Below are 15,967 nucleotides of genomic sequence, written 5' to 3'. Positions count from 1 at the left end.
CAATGAAACGTTTATCCAGTTTTGAAAGAACAAACTTCTTTCAGCTATATAAAGGAACTTCTGCTAAAAGCGCAACATCGTGTTGCAGCGCAGAAGTCAGCACATCCATGTGCAAGTCTAGTGATGATGGCAGAGAGGCCACACCCGTTCCCATACCGAACACGGAAGTTAAGCTCTCTAGCGCCGATGGTAGTTGGGGGCTTCCCCCTGTGAGAGTAGGACATCGCTGGGCGCAAAAAGTCGCTGCTAACTAGGTTAGTAGTGGCTTTTTTTATTTCTATCTTCTTTTATAAACATTTCAATATAGTAAGCGTTAATTCTTAACAAAGAATTAACGCTTTTTAATTGTTTGTTATTATAACTTTGTCTGGCGTTTGTTAGAGGATGATTATAGAGGAGAAGAGCATATACTTGAACGATATACATAGGATGTAAAAAAGCCAGCAGCTTTTACTCAACTAGATGATCATTTTTCATTTATTTACCATATTAATTATAGGAAGAGAATTCGGTAGTAAAGTTAAGGCAACGTATAAGGCTTCTTTCTTCCTCCAGTCCTGCCAGTCCACGGAAAACGAAGATTCAACAGCAGTTAGCTGAGAGTTAAATGAGGAAGCAGTATATGGTGTAAGTAACATACCTCATATCAACCTCCAGCTCCCTTTAAAGGCCCATATTATCTCTTAAGTAGTTAGTTATATTCACATCTAACATCTAGTTCTTCATTGGGCTGAACACGTCCATATTAATGATCCAGCGCCCTCTACATATAACAAGTAATCAGAAATGGAAGAAGAACTTTGGAAACAGGAAATGAACAGTATTTAGAAGGAAGCTGTACTTTCTTTTTTATGGTTTATATGTATCTTAAATAGACAACGATTTATTAGAATGACAAAAGCGGGTCGGCCCTTACAGAAAGCTTTGAAACAAACAATAACAGGATTTAAAGGATAATCGGTCTGCTTGTACCCAAGATATGAGGGAGCATCCATTTATAAGTTAATCACAAGTGCTCAAGGGATAACTTATATCTAGTCTTGGCTTTCCTGTAAATAAGAAAGCATGAGATGAATACACTGATATAATTCCTACCTTATGGTAATTTTATTTGTATAAATTCTGAATAAAATAAGGAGCATAAAATTTTGAAAAATCCTTTGGAATTTTTAAAAAAATACTTGTATATTTTTTTGCAATTGTTATAATAATAAATGTACAAGGCAAGCATAAATAAATAATAATGTTCCGAAGTAGCTCAGTGGTAGAGCAACCGGCTGTTAACCGGTTGGTCGTAGGTTCGAGTCCTACCTTCGGAGCCATTTTTTTTGCCTTTTTCATGTGAAAGAAAATTATTTCACTATCGGTTTAATTTCCATAATAGTTAATTTTTATACATAAAAAATATTTTTTCAAAAAAGCACTTGCAAAGTATAAAAAACGATGATATTATAAATCTTGTCTTCTTAAGGAAAACATAATGATTTGGCCCGTTGGTCAAGTGGTTAAGACACCGCCCTTTCACGGCGGTAACACGGGTTCGAATCCCGTACGGGTCACCACTTAAAAACAAATAATAATACATAACACGCAACCAGATTATGGAGGATTAGCTCAGCTGGGAGAGCACCTGCCTTACAAGCAGGGGGTCGGCGGTTCGAGCCCGTCATCCTCCACCATAAGTGTTATATGTCGGAGGGGTAGCGAAGTGGCTAAACGCGGCGGACTGTAAATCCGCTCCTTAGGGTTCGGCGGTTCGAATCCGTCCCCCTCCACCATCTTTTATAAAATGATTGGGGTATAGCCAAGCGGTAAGGCAACGGATTTTGATTCCGTCATGCCTAGGTTCGAATCCTAGTACCCCAGCCATTTTTTTTGTTTTTATGAGCCATTAGCTCAGTTGGTAGAGCATCTGACTTTTAATCAGAGGGTCGAAGGTTCGAGTCCTTCATGGCTCACTTTTATTTTTATAACAATTCATCCTTTACTCAGAGCGGGTAAAGGATTTTTATTTTTAATGAACGAGATGACAGGAGTGCCGCTAAATCTTACTACTTAACAAGCAGTGAATCGCAAGGAAATGCATGAAAAAGTAATTTTTATAGGGTATTTATCAAAAAAATCATATTGTAACAATGGACAGGTAAATTTTACAATAAACGTAAAGAGCAATTTCATGTTTTTGATCATGTAACAAAAAACATTTTGCTATAATGAAAAAGTGAAACTTTAACTGAATTCATTCGTAAAATATATAGTAGAAGGTGGAGAGGGTAGACAATGGATGCGTTAGTTAACAAAAGAATAAAGCAAGTGCTTAAAGGTGATCAAAACGCATATGCAGACATTGTAAACCTCTATCAGCACAAACTATACCAAATATGTTATCGGATGCTCGGTAACAAACAAGAGGCAGAAGATATTGCACAAGAAGCCTTTGTGCGGGCCTTTATCAATTTACATTCCTATGATCAAAAGAGAAAATTTTCGACCTGGTTATACCGAATTGCAACCAACCTTTGTATCGATAGGATCCGAAAAAAGAAGCCGGACTATTATTTAGATGCGGAAGTAGCGGGGACAGAAGGTTTAGATATGTACTCGCAAATTGCGGCAGACGAGCAGCTTCCAGAAGAAGCAGTGGAGCAGATGGAGCTGCAGGAACGTGTTCAGTATGAAATCAGTCGATTACCTGATAAATACCGTTCTGTCATTGTCCTTAAATACATTGAGGAACTATCGCTTCAAGAAATCAGTGAAATTCTTGATATGCCAATTGGGACGGTAAAAACCCGAATACATCGTGGTCGTGAAGCGCTGCGAAAACAGTTGAATAATTTATAGGAGGGATTTCGCATGAGTACGTGTCAAAAAAATTATGTAGAATATATGCACGATTACTTAGATGGCGATATTAGTCGTGAGCATGAGCAAGAGCTGAAAAAGCATTTGCAAAACTGCTCTACATGTCAGCAACATATGCATGAGCTAAGTGACACAATTGCGTTCATTAAAAGTGCTACGCACATTACGGCACCTCCTAGCTTCGAGGCAAATGTAATGAATCGCCTGCCAAAACGAAAAAATACAGTCGGTATTCAGAAATGGCTGCGCAAACATCCTATTATTGTTGCAGCGGCTGTCTTCTTCATATTTATGAGTACTGCTTTATTAGGAAGCTATCCAAATGACAATCAATTTTCTGTAACCAAGCAGCCAAACATAATCGTCGACGGACAAACGGTAACTGTTCCAGCTGGAGAAGTGGTAAAGGGTGATATTGTAGTAAAAAACGGGACCATTGTCATTGAAGGTGAAGTAGAGGGTAATGTAACAGTGATTAATGGAGAATACATGGCTTCTACTGCAGTCGTCAGCGGCCAAATTGAGGAAGTTGACCAGGCTTTTGAGTGGCTGTGGTATGAAATGAAACAGATGTTTAATAGTTTTATTTCACTTTTTGAATCTACAGATGAATAACTAATGGAGAGCTGAGGGAATTTCCCCCAGCTTTTTTAATGGGGAAAAAGTGGACAATTTCTGCATGAATTGGGTATAGATTAAAGCATGATCCTCTTTCTGCGGCAGTCTGCAACCTATTTATGCAATAGGCTTTTTAATGCTTTTTATGAATAAAGAAAAGGATAAATGTGCAAATATAGGATAGAGGGAAACTGTTACCCACATTTGGAGAATCGATCCGAAATTGATTTTCCATTAAAAAAGTATGCGACAGGCGGATCATAGAAATAAATGAGCCTTTCGCCATCCTTTACCGTAGTAAACAAATATGTATATTTTTTATTCTGGAACTTTCCCCAGAAAATGACGTCCTATAGAAAATGACCGAGTCTACTCGATTGGGTGGACTTTTTTCTCTTTGGAAAAGTCAATTGTAACGCAAATATGATATACTTGAGTCGTATATGGATTAGCTAGAAAAGTGGGGGATGCCACGTGCAGATAATCGAGCAATTTACAGATTTGACGCCTGTAAGTGTTATTTTTAACTTCTTAGATGTACTGCTTGTATGGTACGTTATGTATAAAACTTTGACCCTCATTAAAGGAACGAAAGCGGTTCAATTATTGAAAGGGATCTTTGTCATTATTGTTGCAAAAATTGCAACTGAAATATTTGGGCTGAATACGCTCGATTGGCTCTTGGAGGAAATCATTGACTGGGGTTTCCTAGCCATCATTATTATATTCCAGCCGGAAATTCGCAGGGCTCTTGAACAGCTCGGGCGCGGAAAGCTGTTCCAGCGTACGACGAGTCAACAGGATGAGGAACAGGCACGCTTAATTGAAGCGATGAAAAAGTCAGTGAGCTATATGGCGAAACGCCGCATTGGTGCGTTAATTTCGATTGAAAAGGAAACAGGTTTAACAGAGTATATAGAAACGGGTATAAAGATGAATGCGGAAATTTCTTCCGAGCTGTTAATCAATATCTTTATTCCCAATACCCCGCTTCATGATGGGGCAGTTATTATGCAGCGAGATAAAATTACAGCAGCAGCCTGCTATTTGCCGCTTTCTGAAAGTGCTTTTATTTCAAAAGAACTAGGGACACGACACCGTGCCGCACTAGGTTTGAGTGAGGTAACCGATGCAATCGTTGTCATTGTGTCAGAGGAAACAGGAGCCATCAGTATTGCTGCAAATGGGAAAATTGACCGGAATCTAACGATCGATGAATTTACGCTAAAGTTGCGTAATTTATGGTTCGGACCAGGGCAAGAGTCCAACTTAGCCTCTAAGTTAAGCTGGGGAGGTAAAAAGAATGGATAAATTATTCGATAGCTACTGGGCGCTTAGAATCATTGCATTTGTACTGGCATTAGCCTTATTCTTTTATGTAAAGTCGGAAATTGATACGGGGCGGGAAACAGATACTTCTCCAGAAGTGGATATTTTATACAATGTACCACTCGAAGTATATTACGATGATGAGAATCTACTTGTGACAGGTCTGCCAGATACGGTTGATGTGACGATCAGCGGTTCATCACAGCTGATTATGCAAACGAAGATGAGACAAGATTATAAAGTGTTTGTCGATTTGAACTCTCTCATGATTGGTGAGCACCATGTAACAATCCAGAGTGAGGGCTTTTCGGAAAAGCTGGATGTGTCTATCGAACCAAGATCAGTTAGCGTCGACATCGAGGAGCGGGTCACAAAAGAGTTCAAGGTAGAGCCTGAAATGAGTAACCGCCTGCTAGCAGAGGATTACGTAGTGAAGGAGATGACGGCTAGCCCTTCCACTGTTAAAGTGACTGGAGCAAAAAGCGTTATGGAGTCCATTAATTATGTAAAAGCAACGGTTGCAAGTGAGCAGGGAATCAGAGAGTCATTTGAGCATGATGCAAACGTGAAAGTACTCAATGCCGACCTTAACCGCCTTGATGTATCAGTCCAGCCGGAAAAAGTAAAGGTGAATGTAGAGATTGAAGAATATAGTCGTGAATTACCGATTACAATTAAACAAACAGGACAATTGAAGGAAGGTATTTCACTGGATCAAATCTCCACTGAACAGACAAAGCTGAAAGTATATGGGAAAAAAGCTTTGATTGACGAGCTGAAGGAATTAGTCGTAGAATTTGACGTATCAGGCTTGGAAGAATCGGGATCGCATGAAGCCAAGCTTACACTACCAAAAGGTGTAACTGTAAAGTCAGATGTGATTACCATTCAGACGGAGGTCAGCGGTGAACCTGTTGCTCCTGCAGAAGACTCGAAAGAGAAGACAGAAGCAGATAGCGCGGAATAGCTTTAGCCGCTATGAGACAGAACGTTTGCGAAACTAAAAATCCTATAGGATGACATAGGCATAAGAGCAAGGGATGTCTAGTATTGAAGGAGAGAACAAAATGGGTAAATATTTCGGAACAGATGGCGTCCGTGGAGTCGCTAATAGTGAATTGACGCCGGAGTTTGCATTCAGACTTGGACGTGTTGGTGGATACGTATTGACAAAAGATGCAAAAGAGCGCCCGAAAGTCTTGATTGGAAGAGATACACGTATTTCCGGGGAAATGCTGGAGGGAGCATTGGTAGCGGGACTTTTATCAATCGGCGCAGAGGTTATGCGTCTTGGTGTTATCAGCACACCAGGGGTTGCCTACCTGACACGTGTAATGAATGCACAGGCAGGTGTAATGATTTCGGCATCGCACAACCCTGTAGCAGACAATGGCATTAAATTCTTTGGTCCGGATGGCTTTAAACTGACTGATGCACAGGAGGCAGAAATCGAAGCGCTTCTTGATGCAGCAGAAGATACTTTACCACGCCCTACTGGAGGAGATATCGGTTCAGTAACGGACTACTTCGAAGGCGGACAAAAATATATTTCATACTTAAAACAAACAGTGGATGAGGAGTTCCTTGGTGTCCATGTAGCACTTGATTGTGCACACGGTGCAACGAGCCAGCTCGCTACTCACTTATTTGCTGACCTGGAGGCGGACATTTCAACGATGGGTGCTTCACCAGACGGCTTAAATATCAATGAGGGTGTCGGCTCAACTCATCCAGAAAAGCTTGCTGCATTTGTCTTGGAGCGTGCAGCAGACGCAGGTCTTGCATTTGACGGTGATGGCGACCGCCTGATTGCCGTAGATGAGAAAGGCCAAATCGTTGATGGCGACCAAATTATGTTCATCATCGGTAAATACTTACATGCTAAAGGCCGCTTGAAAAAGGGCACTGTTGTTTCCACAGTCATGAGTAATATGGGCTTCTATAAAGCATTAGAAGACAATGGCATGACAAGTGTGCAAACGGCTGTGGGCGATCGTTATGTGGTAGAGGAAATGCGAGCGCACGACTACAATGTCGGCGGTGAGCAATCAGGACATATCGTCTTTTTAGATTACAATACAACTGGTGACGGCTTGCTGACAGGCATTCAGCTTGTAAACATCATGAAGGCCACTGGCAAACGTTTATCAGAGCTTGCAGGTGAGATGACAATTTTCCCGCAAAAGCTAGTAAATGTACGTGTAACGGATAAACATGCCGTGACACAAAATGAAAAAGTAGCTGCTGTTATTGCGGAAGTGGAAGCAAAAATGGCCGGAAATGGCCGTGTTCTTGTTCGTCCTTCTGGTACAGAGCCGCTTGTACGTGTCATGGTGGAAGCACCTTCTGCAGAAGCGTGCGAGGAATATGTAAACCGCATTGCGGATGTAGTAAAAGCAGAAATGGGCTTAACAGAGTAAGACAATGGACCGCCTTCGAGGAGAAGGCGGTTTTTTGTGTATTTGAAAATTTCTATGACAAATTTATGAACGGCACTTTGTATCCCCGAGGAATAGCTTGATACGCCCAGAAGCTTTGGCATTGTATTAGGTCCTAAGCTGGTTTCTATTACTTTTTCGTTTATCTGAGCAACCAGCTGGGTACAGTACTTAAGAATCTCCAAACGAAAGGGTGTTAAGAATGGCAAAAGTTGCAGTAGTAATTACCGATATGTTTGAGGATAGTGAATATACGAGCCCGAGAGAAGCACTTGAGGCTGCGGGGCATATACTAGTAACAATCGAGAAAGAAGCTGGCAAGGAAGTAACAGGGAAAAACGGTGACGCAGCCGTTACGATAGATAAAGGAATCGATGATGTAAGCCCGACAGATTTTGATGCGCTTTTCATCCCAGGTGGGTTCTCACCGGATCAGCTTCGTGCGGATGAGCGTTTCGTATCCTTTGCCAAAAGCTTCATGGATGAAAAGAAACCTGTCTTTGCGATCTGTCATGGACCACAGCTGTTAATTACAGCGAAAGCCCTTGAAGGCCGTGATGCAACAGGTTATAAATCCATCCGCGTCGATATGGAATATGCAGGTGTAAACTTCCATGATGAAGAGGTATTTGTATGCCAGAAGCAACTGGTAACGAGTCGTACGCCGGATGACCTGCCTGCGTTTAATAGAGAAATAGTTAACCTACTAGAAGAAAAGGGATTGTAAGGAAAACCCGCTAGTACGTTACGTACTAGCGGGTTTTTAGTGATCATTTGACGAATGTCCGACATTTATGTATGATGAGTATGCTTGCGACAGTAGCTTATAAAAAAAGCAGGAAAACGCTAGGCATGCGCGTAGAAAAGGAGGAAAGGAAACGCGCGTTATAAATGACAGGAAGACAATTATAGCGCCTGAGCTAAGGAAATCGGACGGACAACAATCCTTAGTTGACGAGGTGGAGGTTTATCGAACATTCGGCGGATGCCTCCCGATCGCCAGTGCCCGATTGTAACATTCGTTTTAAAACAGCAAAGCAATTTGCTGCACAAAAAAATGGATAGGCACCCAAAACTAAAAATAAAAAAAGCTACAAGGCCTATTTTGCGCGTTAGACAGAACGACAAAAATAGGTTCACCCGTAGTTTGGTTTTCTATTGCCTTTTTAAGAGATTATCAAATGAATGACGGGTGTGAGGTAGCGGACGGAGGAAAAGAAATATGTGTGGAATTGTAGGATATAACGGAGTAGTAGACGCAAAGGAAATTTTATTAAAAGGCTTAGAGAAGCTGGAATACCGTGGTTATGATTCGGCGGGAATTGCTGTACACAACGAAGAAGGCGTAACAGTATTTAAGGAAAAAGGACGTATTGCTGACCTTCGCCAAGCAGTAGATGGTGATGTAGAAGCTCAGATTGGAATCGGTCATACACGCTGGGCAACACATGGTGTACCGAATAAATCAAACGCCCACCCTCACCAATCTGCAACAGGCCGCTTTACGCTTGTACACAACGGAGTTATTGAAAACTATCACCTGCTGCAAAAAGCGTATTTAAAAGATGTAACAATGCAGTCTGATACAGATACAGAAGTAATTGTTCAATTGGTGGAGTATTTCTCGAAAGAGGGCTTATCAACAGTAGACGCATTCCGTAAGACACTGGGTCTTGTACACGGTTCATACGCACTGGCTTTACTTGATAATGAGGATCCGGAAACAATCTATGTAGCGAAAAACAAATCGCCGTTATTAGTAGGCGTAGGGGCAGAATTTAATGTTGTTGCTTCTGATGCGATGGCAATGCTGCAAGTAACAGATCAGTTTATCGAGCTTCATGATAAAGAAGTAGTTATCGTGAAGAAAGACAGCGTAGTGATCACGACACTAGAAGGCCAAACAGTAGAACGTGCGCCATTTACAGCTGAGCTAGATGCAAGCGATATCGAAAAAGGTACGTACCCTCATTACATGCTAAAAGAAATGGATGAGCAGCCAGGCGTTGTTCGTAAAATCATTCAAGCATATGAGCAGGATGAAGAACTAGTCATCGAGCAGTCAATTTTAGATGCTATTACGGTTTCTGACCGTATTTATATTATTGCAGCAGGCACAAGCTACCATGCTGGTCTTGTAGGGAAACAATATTTTGAGAAAATTGCGGGTATCCCAGTAGAAGTGCATATTTCAAGTGAATTCGGCTACAATATGCCGCTGCTTTCCGAAAAACCATTGTTTATCTTCATCTCGCAATCAGGCGAGACTGCTGATAGCCGTCAAGTACTTGTGAAAATCAAGGAGCTTGGCCACCCAACACTAACAGTTACAAACGTACCGGGCTCTACGCTTTCTCGTGAGGCAGACCATACGCTATTATTGCATGCAGGTCCTGAGATTGCTGTAGCATCTACAAAAGCTTATGTAGCGCAAGTAGCGGTTCTTGCTATCGCAGCTTACGTAACAGGTAAAGCAGCAGGCAAAGCAATCGACTTCGACCTGAAACAAGAGCTTGCAATTGCAGCAAACGGTATCCAGTCTATCGTGGACTCAAAAGATGTGATGGAAGAAATCGCAGCAGATTATTTAAAAACTGCCCGCAACGCATTCTTCATCGGTCGTAACCTGGACTTCTGCTTAAGCATGGAGGGTGCATTGAAATTAAAAGAGATTTCCTACATCCAGGCAGAGGGCTTTGCAGGCGGCGAGCTGAAGCACGGTACAATCGCCTTGATTGAAGAAGGAACGCCGGTATTTGCCCTTGTGACACAGGAGCAGGTAGCACTGGGCATCCGTGGAAACGTGAAGGAAGTTGTAGCACGTGGTGCAAACGCATGTATTATTGCAATGGAAGGGCTAGAAGAAGAAGGCGATACACTGATCATCCCTCGTGTTCATACACTGCTTACACCACTTGTAGCAGTAGTGCCATTACAGCTGATCAGCTACTATGCTGCCCTGCACCGCGACTGTGACGTTGACAAACCACGTAACCTTGCGAAATCGGTAACGGTTGAGTAATAAGATAAATTTACGGCTTTAGTTGTAGCTTTGAAATAAAGTTGCGATGTTTATAAAAAAGATACGATGTTTAAAATAAAGTCGCGATGTTTATAAAAAAGTTGCGATGAAAAACCCCTTTAGATTATAGTTGCACTGACCTAAATAAATGAGACAATTTAAAAACACCTTACGTTGAAAACGGGTATTGAATGAACTGACCCCTTCGGGTTAGACAAAACAAAAAAGCATCTTCAATTGAAATTAGGGTATTGTATCCTAAAATCTTTTGGAGGTGCTTCTTTTTATGGGGACAAGAGTTAGTTACCCTGCTGAGGTGAAATTAAAAGCAGTTGAAATGAAATTACAAGGTATACCGACGAAAGTCATACTGGAGGAATTGAATATTCGAAATGATACACAGGTTGAAACATGGACTCGTTGGTATAAAAATGGAGAAATGCATCGATTTACACAACCAGTGGGGAAACAATATACATTTGGAAAAGGACCAGAGAATCAGTCTTCTATTGAACAGCTTCAGCTAGAAAATAAATTTTTAAAGCAACAAATTGAAGTGCTAAAAAAGTACGCCGAATTGGAAAGGAAGTGGTTGGACAAGTAGTACTCGAAATGGTTGAATCCTTAAAAGGCCAAATGACAATTCAACAGCTTTGTACCATATTCAATATTCCTCGATCCACCTATTATAGATGGCGAAAAGAGTCAAATCGAAATAAAGGTACGTACCTATTAGAGAAGCGTATTGGCGAAATCTGTAAAACTAATAAGTATCGTTATGGGTACCGTAAAATCACAGCCATTCTTAGACAAGAACAAGTTGTAAACCATAAAGTTGTTCAACGTATTATGCAAAAGTATAATTGGCAATGTCGAGTGAAAGTCAAAAAGCGCAAACAAACTGGTCAGCCTTATTATATAGCCAACAATTTGATGAATCGTGAATTCTTAGCTCAAAACCGTTTTGAGAAGCTCGTTACAGATATTACTTACTTGCCTTTTGGTGGAAAGATTTTATATCTTTCGAGTATCCTTGATTTATTCAATGGTGAAATACTCGCTTATACAATTAGTGATCGCCAAAATATTGACCTTGTATTAGATACACTTGACCAGTTACCGAATTTACCTGAAGGGTGTCTTTTACACAGCGACCAAGGGTCTGTATATACTTCAGCAGCATATCAACAAGCGGTCAAAGGAAAAGGCATTACCATGAGCATGTCCCGTAAGGGAACGCCCGCTGATAATGCCCCGATTTAATCGTTTCATGCGACGCTCAAGTCAGAAACGTTCTATCTCGACGGATTAACTCGAACTACAACGGCAATTGTAGATCAAACCGTAAGAGATTATATTACCTATTATAACAATACTCGAATTCAATTGAAATTAAACAACCAGTCTCCGATAAATTATCGGAAACTGATTGGATAATGCTTTTTTGAGACTGTCTCACATATAGGGTTAGTCCCACTTTATTTTATTTAGAAAAGAACTTTTTTTATATTTGTCATTTATACAAAAAATTTATATTCTCAATTTGAAAGAGGGGAAAAAATGAAAAAATCGTATCTTATAATAGTACTGATAATAATTTTTGTAGGAATTATTTATTTTGCTTTTTCAACTCCTAGTTTGAAAGGTACTTCAGATGATGGCACATGGAAAGTAGTTTATAAAAAAATTAAGGAAGCTGAAGCTGGAGGAGCATGGTTAGTATCTGTTACACAAGTAGATGATAAAGAAGTAAATGTGAAGAAACTTCAATTTATAGAAAATGATAAGTTGATAACAGACAGAGATGAATTTTTTGAGGGTAGAGATACTGATGATACTGTATATACTTTACATCCTTTTTCTTACCCTAGACTATATTTTGGAGAACCACCAAATGAAGATTCTACTTATTTCGTAGTCATTATATGGGAGGATGAAAAGGGTAAAACACATGAGGACAAAATAGAATTAAGATAATAGTAAAAAACAAGAGCTAAAAGGTGTCTCAATTGTAAAAGTGCTAGTCGGTACATTTATATTTACTTTTAATAGCTCTATATACTATTAATTGATAAGAAAGACAGAGTAGATACTTCTTCACTAAATGTTGCGTTCGTTGAAGATTAACAATAGGAAATGATAAAACTTTTAAATAAAAATTGTACATTGTTTCTAAAAAAAGAACCCGTTTTGATAAAACATTTTTCAAAACGGGTTCTTTTGTAGATTTGAAATAAAGTTCCGATGTTTATAAAAAAGATGCGATTTTTAAAATAAAGCCGCGACATTTATAAAAAAGTTTGATTGAAAATCCTGTGTTAATATACAGTTTTTTTATTCAACAAAACCAGCTAATAGTTGTCAAGTTTTTTCAATAAAAAAATTAAAACCTAGATGATATACTAAAAAAGGGTACATCAAATAAGCTTTCCTCTTTAAAAATGGAAGATCTTGTTTAATGTACTTAGGTATAGTTTTTAAACCGCATTTTGGAAGGATTCTTTCCTTTTTAGTAAGGCATATATCCAATGTAAAAGCTTATTAGCACATGCAATAATGGCTACTCTAAAAGGTTTTCCTTCTTCGCGTTTTTTATCGTAGAACTCTCTCAATTTCTTATTTCTAGGGATTATTTCTTCATTTGTTTTTTGCTTACGTGCATCTCTTATACCGCATTGTACAGCCATAAACAACGCTTGCCTTAACCTGCTAGAGCCTCTTTTATTTATACGGTTTATTGAAGCAGTAAACCTCCCAGAAGAGTATACGCTAGGATCTATCCCAGCGAATGCTACTAGCTTTTTAGGATGGTTAAACCGCTCTATCTCTCCAATTTCAGAGATGATTGTTGCCGCAATCTTTTCTCCAATACCAGGGATAGACTGGATTAGCTCATATTCTTCAATTTCTTTAGCGAGGGCATCTATTTCTGCTGCTAACTTTGATAGATACTCTTGATATTGAAGAACAATGTCAATAAACATCCTTAGGTTAAAGATATGGCTTTGATACAAGTATGTTGCTTTGAAATAAAGTTGAACTGTTTATAAAAAGTCGTACCGTTTTGAAAAAGTTTAACTGTTTATAAAAAAGATGAACCGGAATTTCCTATCTCTATAAAGAAGGGATTTCGGTTTTTCTCGTGGTTTAAGAACCTGTTAAGTGATAATAAAGTTATTCTATTAAAGGGCCATTTAATTGAATAACTCCTGATAAAAAATCTATAATTGGGAGGTTTTTTATTGGTTGTATAGAAAAGAGTGGGAAATATAATTATTGAAAAATTACTTTACTTCAATTTTGTGGTAGCACCATTTTCTTTAACTAACGCAACAAGAGTGTTATTTAACTTATGATAAGCTTTACATAAAAAAGGGGGCAGTTATTTTAGAACAAAATCAATCACATATTTACACACCTTCTAAACACTTTGTTTCGGCTGCAGCTATCGTACTCAACGATCAAAGGGAAATTTTGCTGATTAAAGGTCCTATAAGAGGTTGGAAATGCCAGGTGGAATAGTTGAGGAAGGTGAGTCTCTGAAAGAGGCTGCAATAAGGGAAACTAAAGAGGAATCAGGCATTGATATTGAAGTTATCAAATTCTGCGGAGTCTTTCAGAATGTGAATAAGTCAATTTGTAATAAGCTCTTTTTAGCGAAGTCAATTGGTGGTAAATTAACAACTTCTGCAGAAAGTTTAGAAACGGGTTTTTTCCCTATAGAGAAGGCTTTGAAAATGATAACTATTGAAAATTTTAGACAAAGAGTAGCGTACTGTCTTGATGGCAGTAAACAACCATTTTATGTTGAATTTTGAGCCCTGTAGAAATTAGTAATAACGGTATTGTTATTTTATTAACTACGGGTGCTAGGTGAATTGAAAGAGTAATATGATCTTCAACAATCGAATAAAAACTGGACTTCATTCCGGGATTGTTGGGCTAAATGGCTGCATAGGGGAGAGAACAATATGGAAATAGTATATTTTGCAGGTGGATGTTTATGGGGAGTACAAGCTTTTGTAAAAACTTTACCTGGAGTTAAGTTTACGGAAGCGGGGAGAGCTAATGGAACAAGTCAGACACTTGAGGGTGATTATGATGGTTACGCCGAATGTGTAAAAACAGGATTTGATCCAACGGTGGTAACTATCCGGGAATTAATGGGGTATTTTTTTGAAATAATTGATCCATACAGTTTGAATAAACAAGGACAGGATATTGGTGAGAAATACAGAACAGGAGTATATAGTGAAAAGCAAGGCCACTTAAAAGAAGCGAAGGCATTTATTGATGAGAGAAATGATTCTAACCTTGTAGTTGTTGAAGTATTACCTCTTACAAATTATGTGAGAAGTGCAGAAGAACATCAAGATAGGTTAGCTAGATGTCCAAACGATTATTGTCATATTCCAGAAGAAATATTAAGTAGATATAAGTAGGGTAGAATATTAAAAGATGTTTACTTTAGAATTCAACAATCTGATAGATAAGCTCTGCGCTCTTACTTGCACCAGCGCTATGGCCAATGATTTCATGATTGAAAGGCCGAAAAATAAACAAACATAATGTCACCTAGTTCCAACACGGATGTATGTTACATCACTCACAATAACAGCCAATAGCTCTTTTTGTTTAAATTGCCGCTGTAATTCATTCTTTACGGGTGCTTTATTGCACGCTCCCTTTAATCGATATTCTAAGTTTACAAGCCTTTATTTATCTGTCCAACTCAGTGTAGCCTATCCAATGCATGAATAATCGGAGCAGCGCTTTACTAGTTATGCTAACTATACTTTAAATACAGGAAGGAGGCATGATGGGAAAGCGGTCGTCATTATTTTTCTTCATTCACAGAGACTGTTGAGTAGCTGGTAAAAAAGAAATTGCTTAAATAGTTTAAATGAGAAAAAATCGGGCACCTAAGGAATAAGATTACAAATTCAGAAAACATGAAGGAGGAATTAATTATGACACCAACTACTACTTATAACAATGTATCGACAACTAACGAAAGTGAAGAAAATGGAAAAATCCTAAAATGTATGGTGATAGGGGCTGTTATTGGAGGTGCGCTTGCATTGCTTGACTCAAATACAAGAAACAAAGTAACCGCCACAACAAAAAACATGAAAGATTCAACAATGGATATGTACAGCCAAGTCAAAAACAATCCTTCAGATGTGAAGAACGACTTACAAGAGCGATTGAAATCCGCTTCTTCAGTTCTGAAAGAAGCAATAAGGGATGCTCAAAATCTTTATGAAAAAGTAAACGAGAACATTATTGTCCCAGTTAGTATAGTAAAGGAAGAATCAAGTGAGATTCTTTCCAGTGCCAAAGAAGCCACGACTGATTTAAAGGAAATCGGCGGGAAAGTAAAAGAAGCTGGCGAAGAAGTGATAGATGGCAGTAACGGGCAAAGCTAATGTGCTTAAAATTATGACGCTTCCATCCCTAAGACCACAGCTGCAACTACTATGCTGGGAAAATTAGATTAATATAAAAAATTGGTTTAACCGTGTTTTTTTCTACTTATATCCATTAAAATATACTACTTCAAACAGTTATGGAGAGCGGTAACATGGCACTTTATAAAGCATAATCGTTATAGAAATGGATTTTTAGTATACTGAATTGGAAACATTGATCTTCAATAAAAGGGCGCAATTCAAAGAAGAATTGTGCCTTTTTC

10 protein-coding genes, 6 tRNA genes, 1 rRNA gene and 3 pseudogenes are annotated in these 15,967 nt (G+C 39.0%); 19 read left to right on the top strand and 1 reads right to left on the bottom strand.

All coding sequences use genetic code 11. The features are described 5' to 3' along the window. Positions 1-116 precede the first annotated feature (116 nt). The 16 genes and pseudogenes from rrf to AA0Y26_RS21495 all read left to right on the top strand — a co-directional run bounded on the left by rrf (position 117) and on the right by AA0Y26_RS21495 (position 12,249). Positions 117-232 (top strand): 5S ribosomal RNA (rrf, locus tag AA0Y26_RS21570). Between the two features lie 1,015 nt (positions 233-1,247). Beyond that, positions 1,248-1,322 (top strand) — tRNA-Asn (locus tag AA0Y26_RS21565). Positions 1,323-1,487: 165 nt separating this feature from the next. Continuing rightward, positions 1,488-1,562 (top strand) — tRNA-Glu (locus AA0Y26_RS21560). A 41-nt stretch (positions 1,563-1,603) separates the two neighbouring features. Further along, positions 1,604-1,679 (top strand) — tRNA-Val (locus AA0Y26_RS21555). A 15-nt stretch (positions 1,680-1,694) separates the two neighbouring features. Beyond that, positions 1,695-1,778 (top strand) — tRNA-Tyr (locus tag AA0Y26_RS21550). Positions 1,779-1,794: 16 nt separating this feature from the next. Continuing rightward, positions 1,795-1,869: transfer RNA gene (locus tag AA0Y26_RS21545), tRNA-Gln, on the top strand. A 16-nt stretch (positions 1,870-1,885) separates the two neighbouring features. Continuing rightward, a tRNA-Lys gene (locus tag AA0Y26_RS21540) sits at positions 1,886-1,958 on the top strand. Positions 1,959-2,280: 322 nt separating this feature from the next. After that, on the top strand, positions 2,281-2,844 hold the full coding sequence (gene sigW / locus AA0Y26_RS21535) for an RNA polymerase sigma factor SigW (protein WP_036152990.1): 564 nt from the start codon (positions 2,281-2,283) through the stop codon (positions 2,842-2,844). 12 nt (positions 2,845-2,856) lie between these two features. Then, a complete protein-coding gene (locus AA0Y26_RS21530; protein ID WP_413364050.1) occupies positions 2,857-3,480 on the top strand; it encodes a zf-HC2 domain-containing protein in 624 nt (207 codons plus the stop codon). Positions 3,481-3,957: 477 nt separating this feature from the next. Then, a complete protein-coding gene (gene cdaA, locus AA0Y26_RS21525) occupies positions 3,958-4,794 on the top strand; it encodes a diadenylate cyclase CdaA (protein ID WP_413364049.1) in 837 nt (278 codons plus the stop codon). Next, positions 4,787-5,779, top strand: a complete 993-nt coding sequence (locus AA0Y26_RS21520; protein ID WP_413364048.1) for a YbbR-like domain-containing protein — start codon at positions 4,787-4,789, stop codon at positions 5,777-5,779. Before cdaA ends, AA0Y26_RS21520 begins: the two co-directional genes overlap by 8 nt. Positions 5,780-5,879: 100 nt before the next feature. Next, positions 5,880-7,232, top strand: a complete 1,353-nt coding sequence (glmM, locus tag AA0Y26_RS21515; protein WP_413364047.1) for a phosphoglucosamine mutase — start codon at positions 5,880-5,882, stop codon at positions 7,230-7,232. A gap of 220 nt (positions 7,233-7,452) precedes the next feature. Continuing rightward, complete coding sequence (locus AA0Y26_RS21510) at positions 7,453-7,977, top strand: type 1 glutamine amidotransferase domain-containing protein (protein ID WP_413364046.1); 525 nt, start codon at positions 7,453-7,455, stop codon at positions 7,975-7,977. Between the two features lie 495 nt (positions 7,978-8,472). Next, positions 8,473-10,272 carry a glutamine--fructose-6-phosphate transaminase (isomerizing) gene (gene glmS / locus AA0Y26_RS21505; protein ID WP_413364045.1) on the top strand — a complete coding sequence of 600 codons (1,800 nt, stop codon included), beginning with the start codon at positions 8,473-8,475 and terminating at the stop codon, positions 10,270-10,272. A 286-nt stretch (positions 10,273-10,558) separates the two neighbouring features. Next, positions 10,559-11,709: pseudogene (locus AA0Y26_RS21500) on the top strand (IS3 family transposase). A gap of 123 nt (positions 11,710-11,832) precedes the next feature. Further along, a complete protein-coding gene (locus AA0Y26_RS21495; protein WP_413364044.1) occupies positions 11,833-12,249 on the top strand; it encodes a hypothetical protein in 417 nt (138 codons plus the stop codon). A 500-nt stretch (positions 12,250-12,749) separates the two neighbouring features. Here the strand turns inward: AA0Y26_RS21495 and AA0Y26_RS21490 are convergent. Then, positions 12,750-13,301 (bottom strand): annotated as a pseudogene (locus tag AA0Y26_RS21490) (IS110 family transposase); the annotation flags it as partial. 379 nt (positions 13,302-13,680) lie between these two features. On the opposite strand from AA0Y26_RS21490, the pseudogene AA0Y26_RS21485 reads away from it, so the two are divergent. From AA0Y26_RS21485 to AA0Y26_RS21475, 3 genes and pseudogenes are all read left to right on the top strand, one after another. Further along, positions 13,681-14,090: pseudogene (locus tag AA0Y26_RS21485) on the top strand (NUDIX hydrolase). A 153-nt stretch (positions 14,091-14,243) separates the two neighbouring features. Continuing rightward, positions 14,244-14,714, top strand: a complete 471-nt coding sequence (locus tag AA0Y26_RS21480; RefSeq protein WP_413364043.1) for a peptide-methionine (S)-S-oxide reductase — start codon at positions 14,244-14,246, stop codon at positions 14,712-14,714. Between the two features lie 528 nt (positions 14,715-15,242). Further along, a complete protein-coding gene (locus tag AA0Y26_RS21475) occupies positions 15,243-15,701 on the top strand; it encodes a YtxH domain-containing protein (RefSeq protein ID WP_413364042.1) in 459 nt (152 codons plus the stop codon). Positions 15,702-15,967 lie beyond the last annotated feature (266 nt).

It is taken from the genome of Lysinibacillus canaveralius (assembly GCF_047301505.1).
GTDB lineage: Bacteria > Bacillota > Bacilli > Bacillales_A > Planococcaceae > Lysinibacillus_B.
Note: the sequence above shows the minus strand (reverse complement) of the source record. Positions and strands in the feature narration are given on the sequence as shown.

Coding starts and splice junctions, on each gene's coding strand:
- AA0Y26_RS21475 (WP_413364042.1), top strand. CDS start 15,243: ATGACACCAACTACTACTTATAACAATGTATCGACAACTAACGAAAGT.
- AA0Y26_RS21510 (WP_413364046.1), top strand. CDS start 7,453: ATGGCAAAAGTTGCAGTAGTAATTACCGATATGTTTGAGGATAGTGAA.
- AA0Y26_RS21520 (WP_413364048.1), top strand. CDS start 4,787: ATGGATAAATTATTCGATAGCTACTGGGCGCTTAGAATCATTGCATTT.
- glmS (WP_413364045.1), top strand. CDS start 8,473: ATGTGTGGAATTGTAGGATATAACGGAGTAGTAGACGCAAAGGAAATT.
- glmM (WP_413364047.1), top strand. CDS start 5,880: ATGGGTAAATATTTCGGAACAGATGGCGTCCGTGGAGTCGCTAATAGT.
- AA0Y26_RS21530 (WP_413364050.1), top strand. CDS start 2,857: ATGAGTACGTGTCAAAAAAATTATGTAGAATATATGCACGATTACTTA.
- AA0Y26_RS21480 (WP_413364043.1), top strand. CDS start 14,244: ATGGAAATAGTATATTTTGCAGGTGGATGTTTATGGGGAGTACAAGCT.
- AA0Y26_RS21495 (WP_413364044.1), top strand. CDS start 11,833: ATGAAAAAATCGTATCTTATAATAGTACTGATAATAATTTTTGTAGGA.
- sigW (WP_036152990.1), top strand. CDS start 2,281: ATGGATGCGTTAGTTAACAAAAGAATAAAGCAAGTGCTTAAAGGTGAT.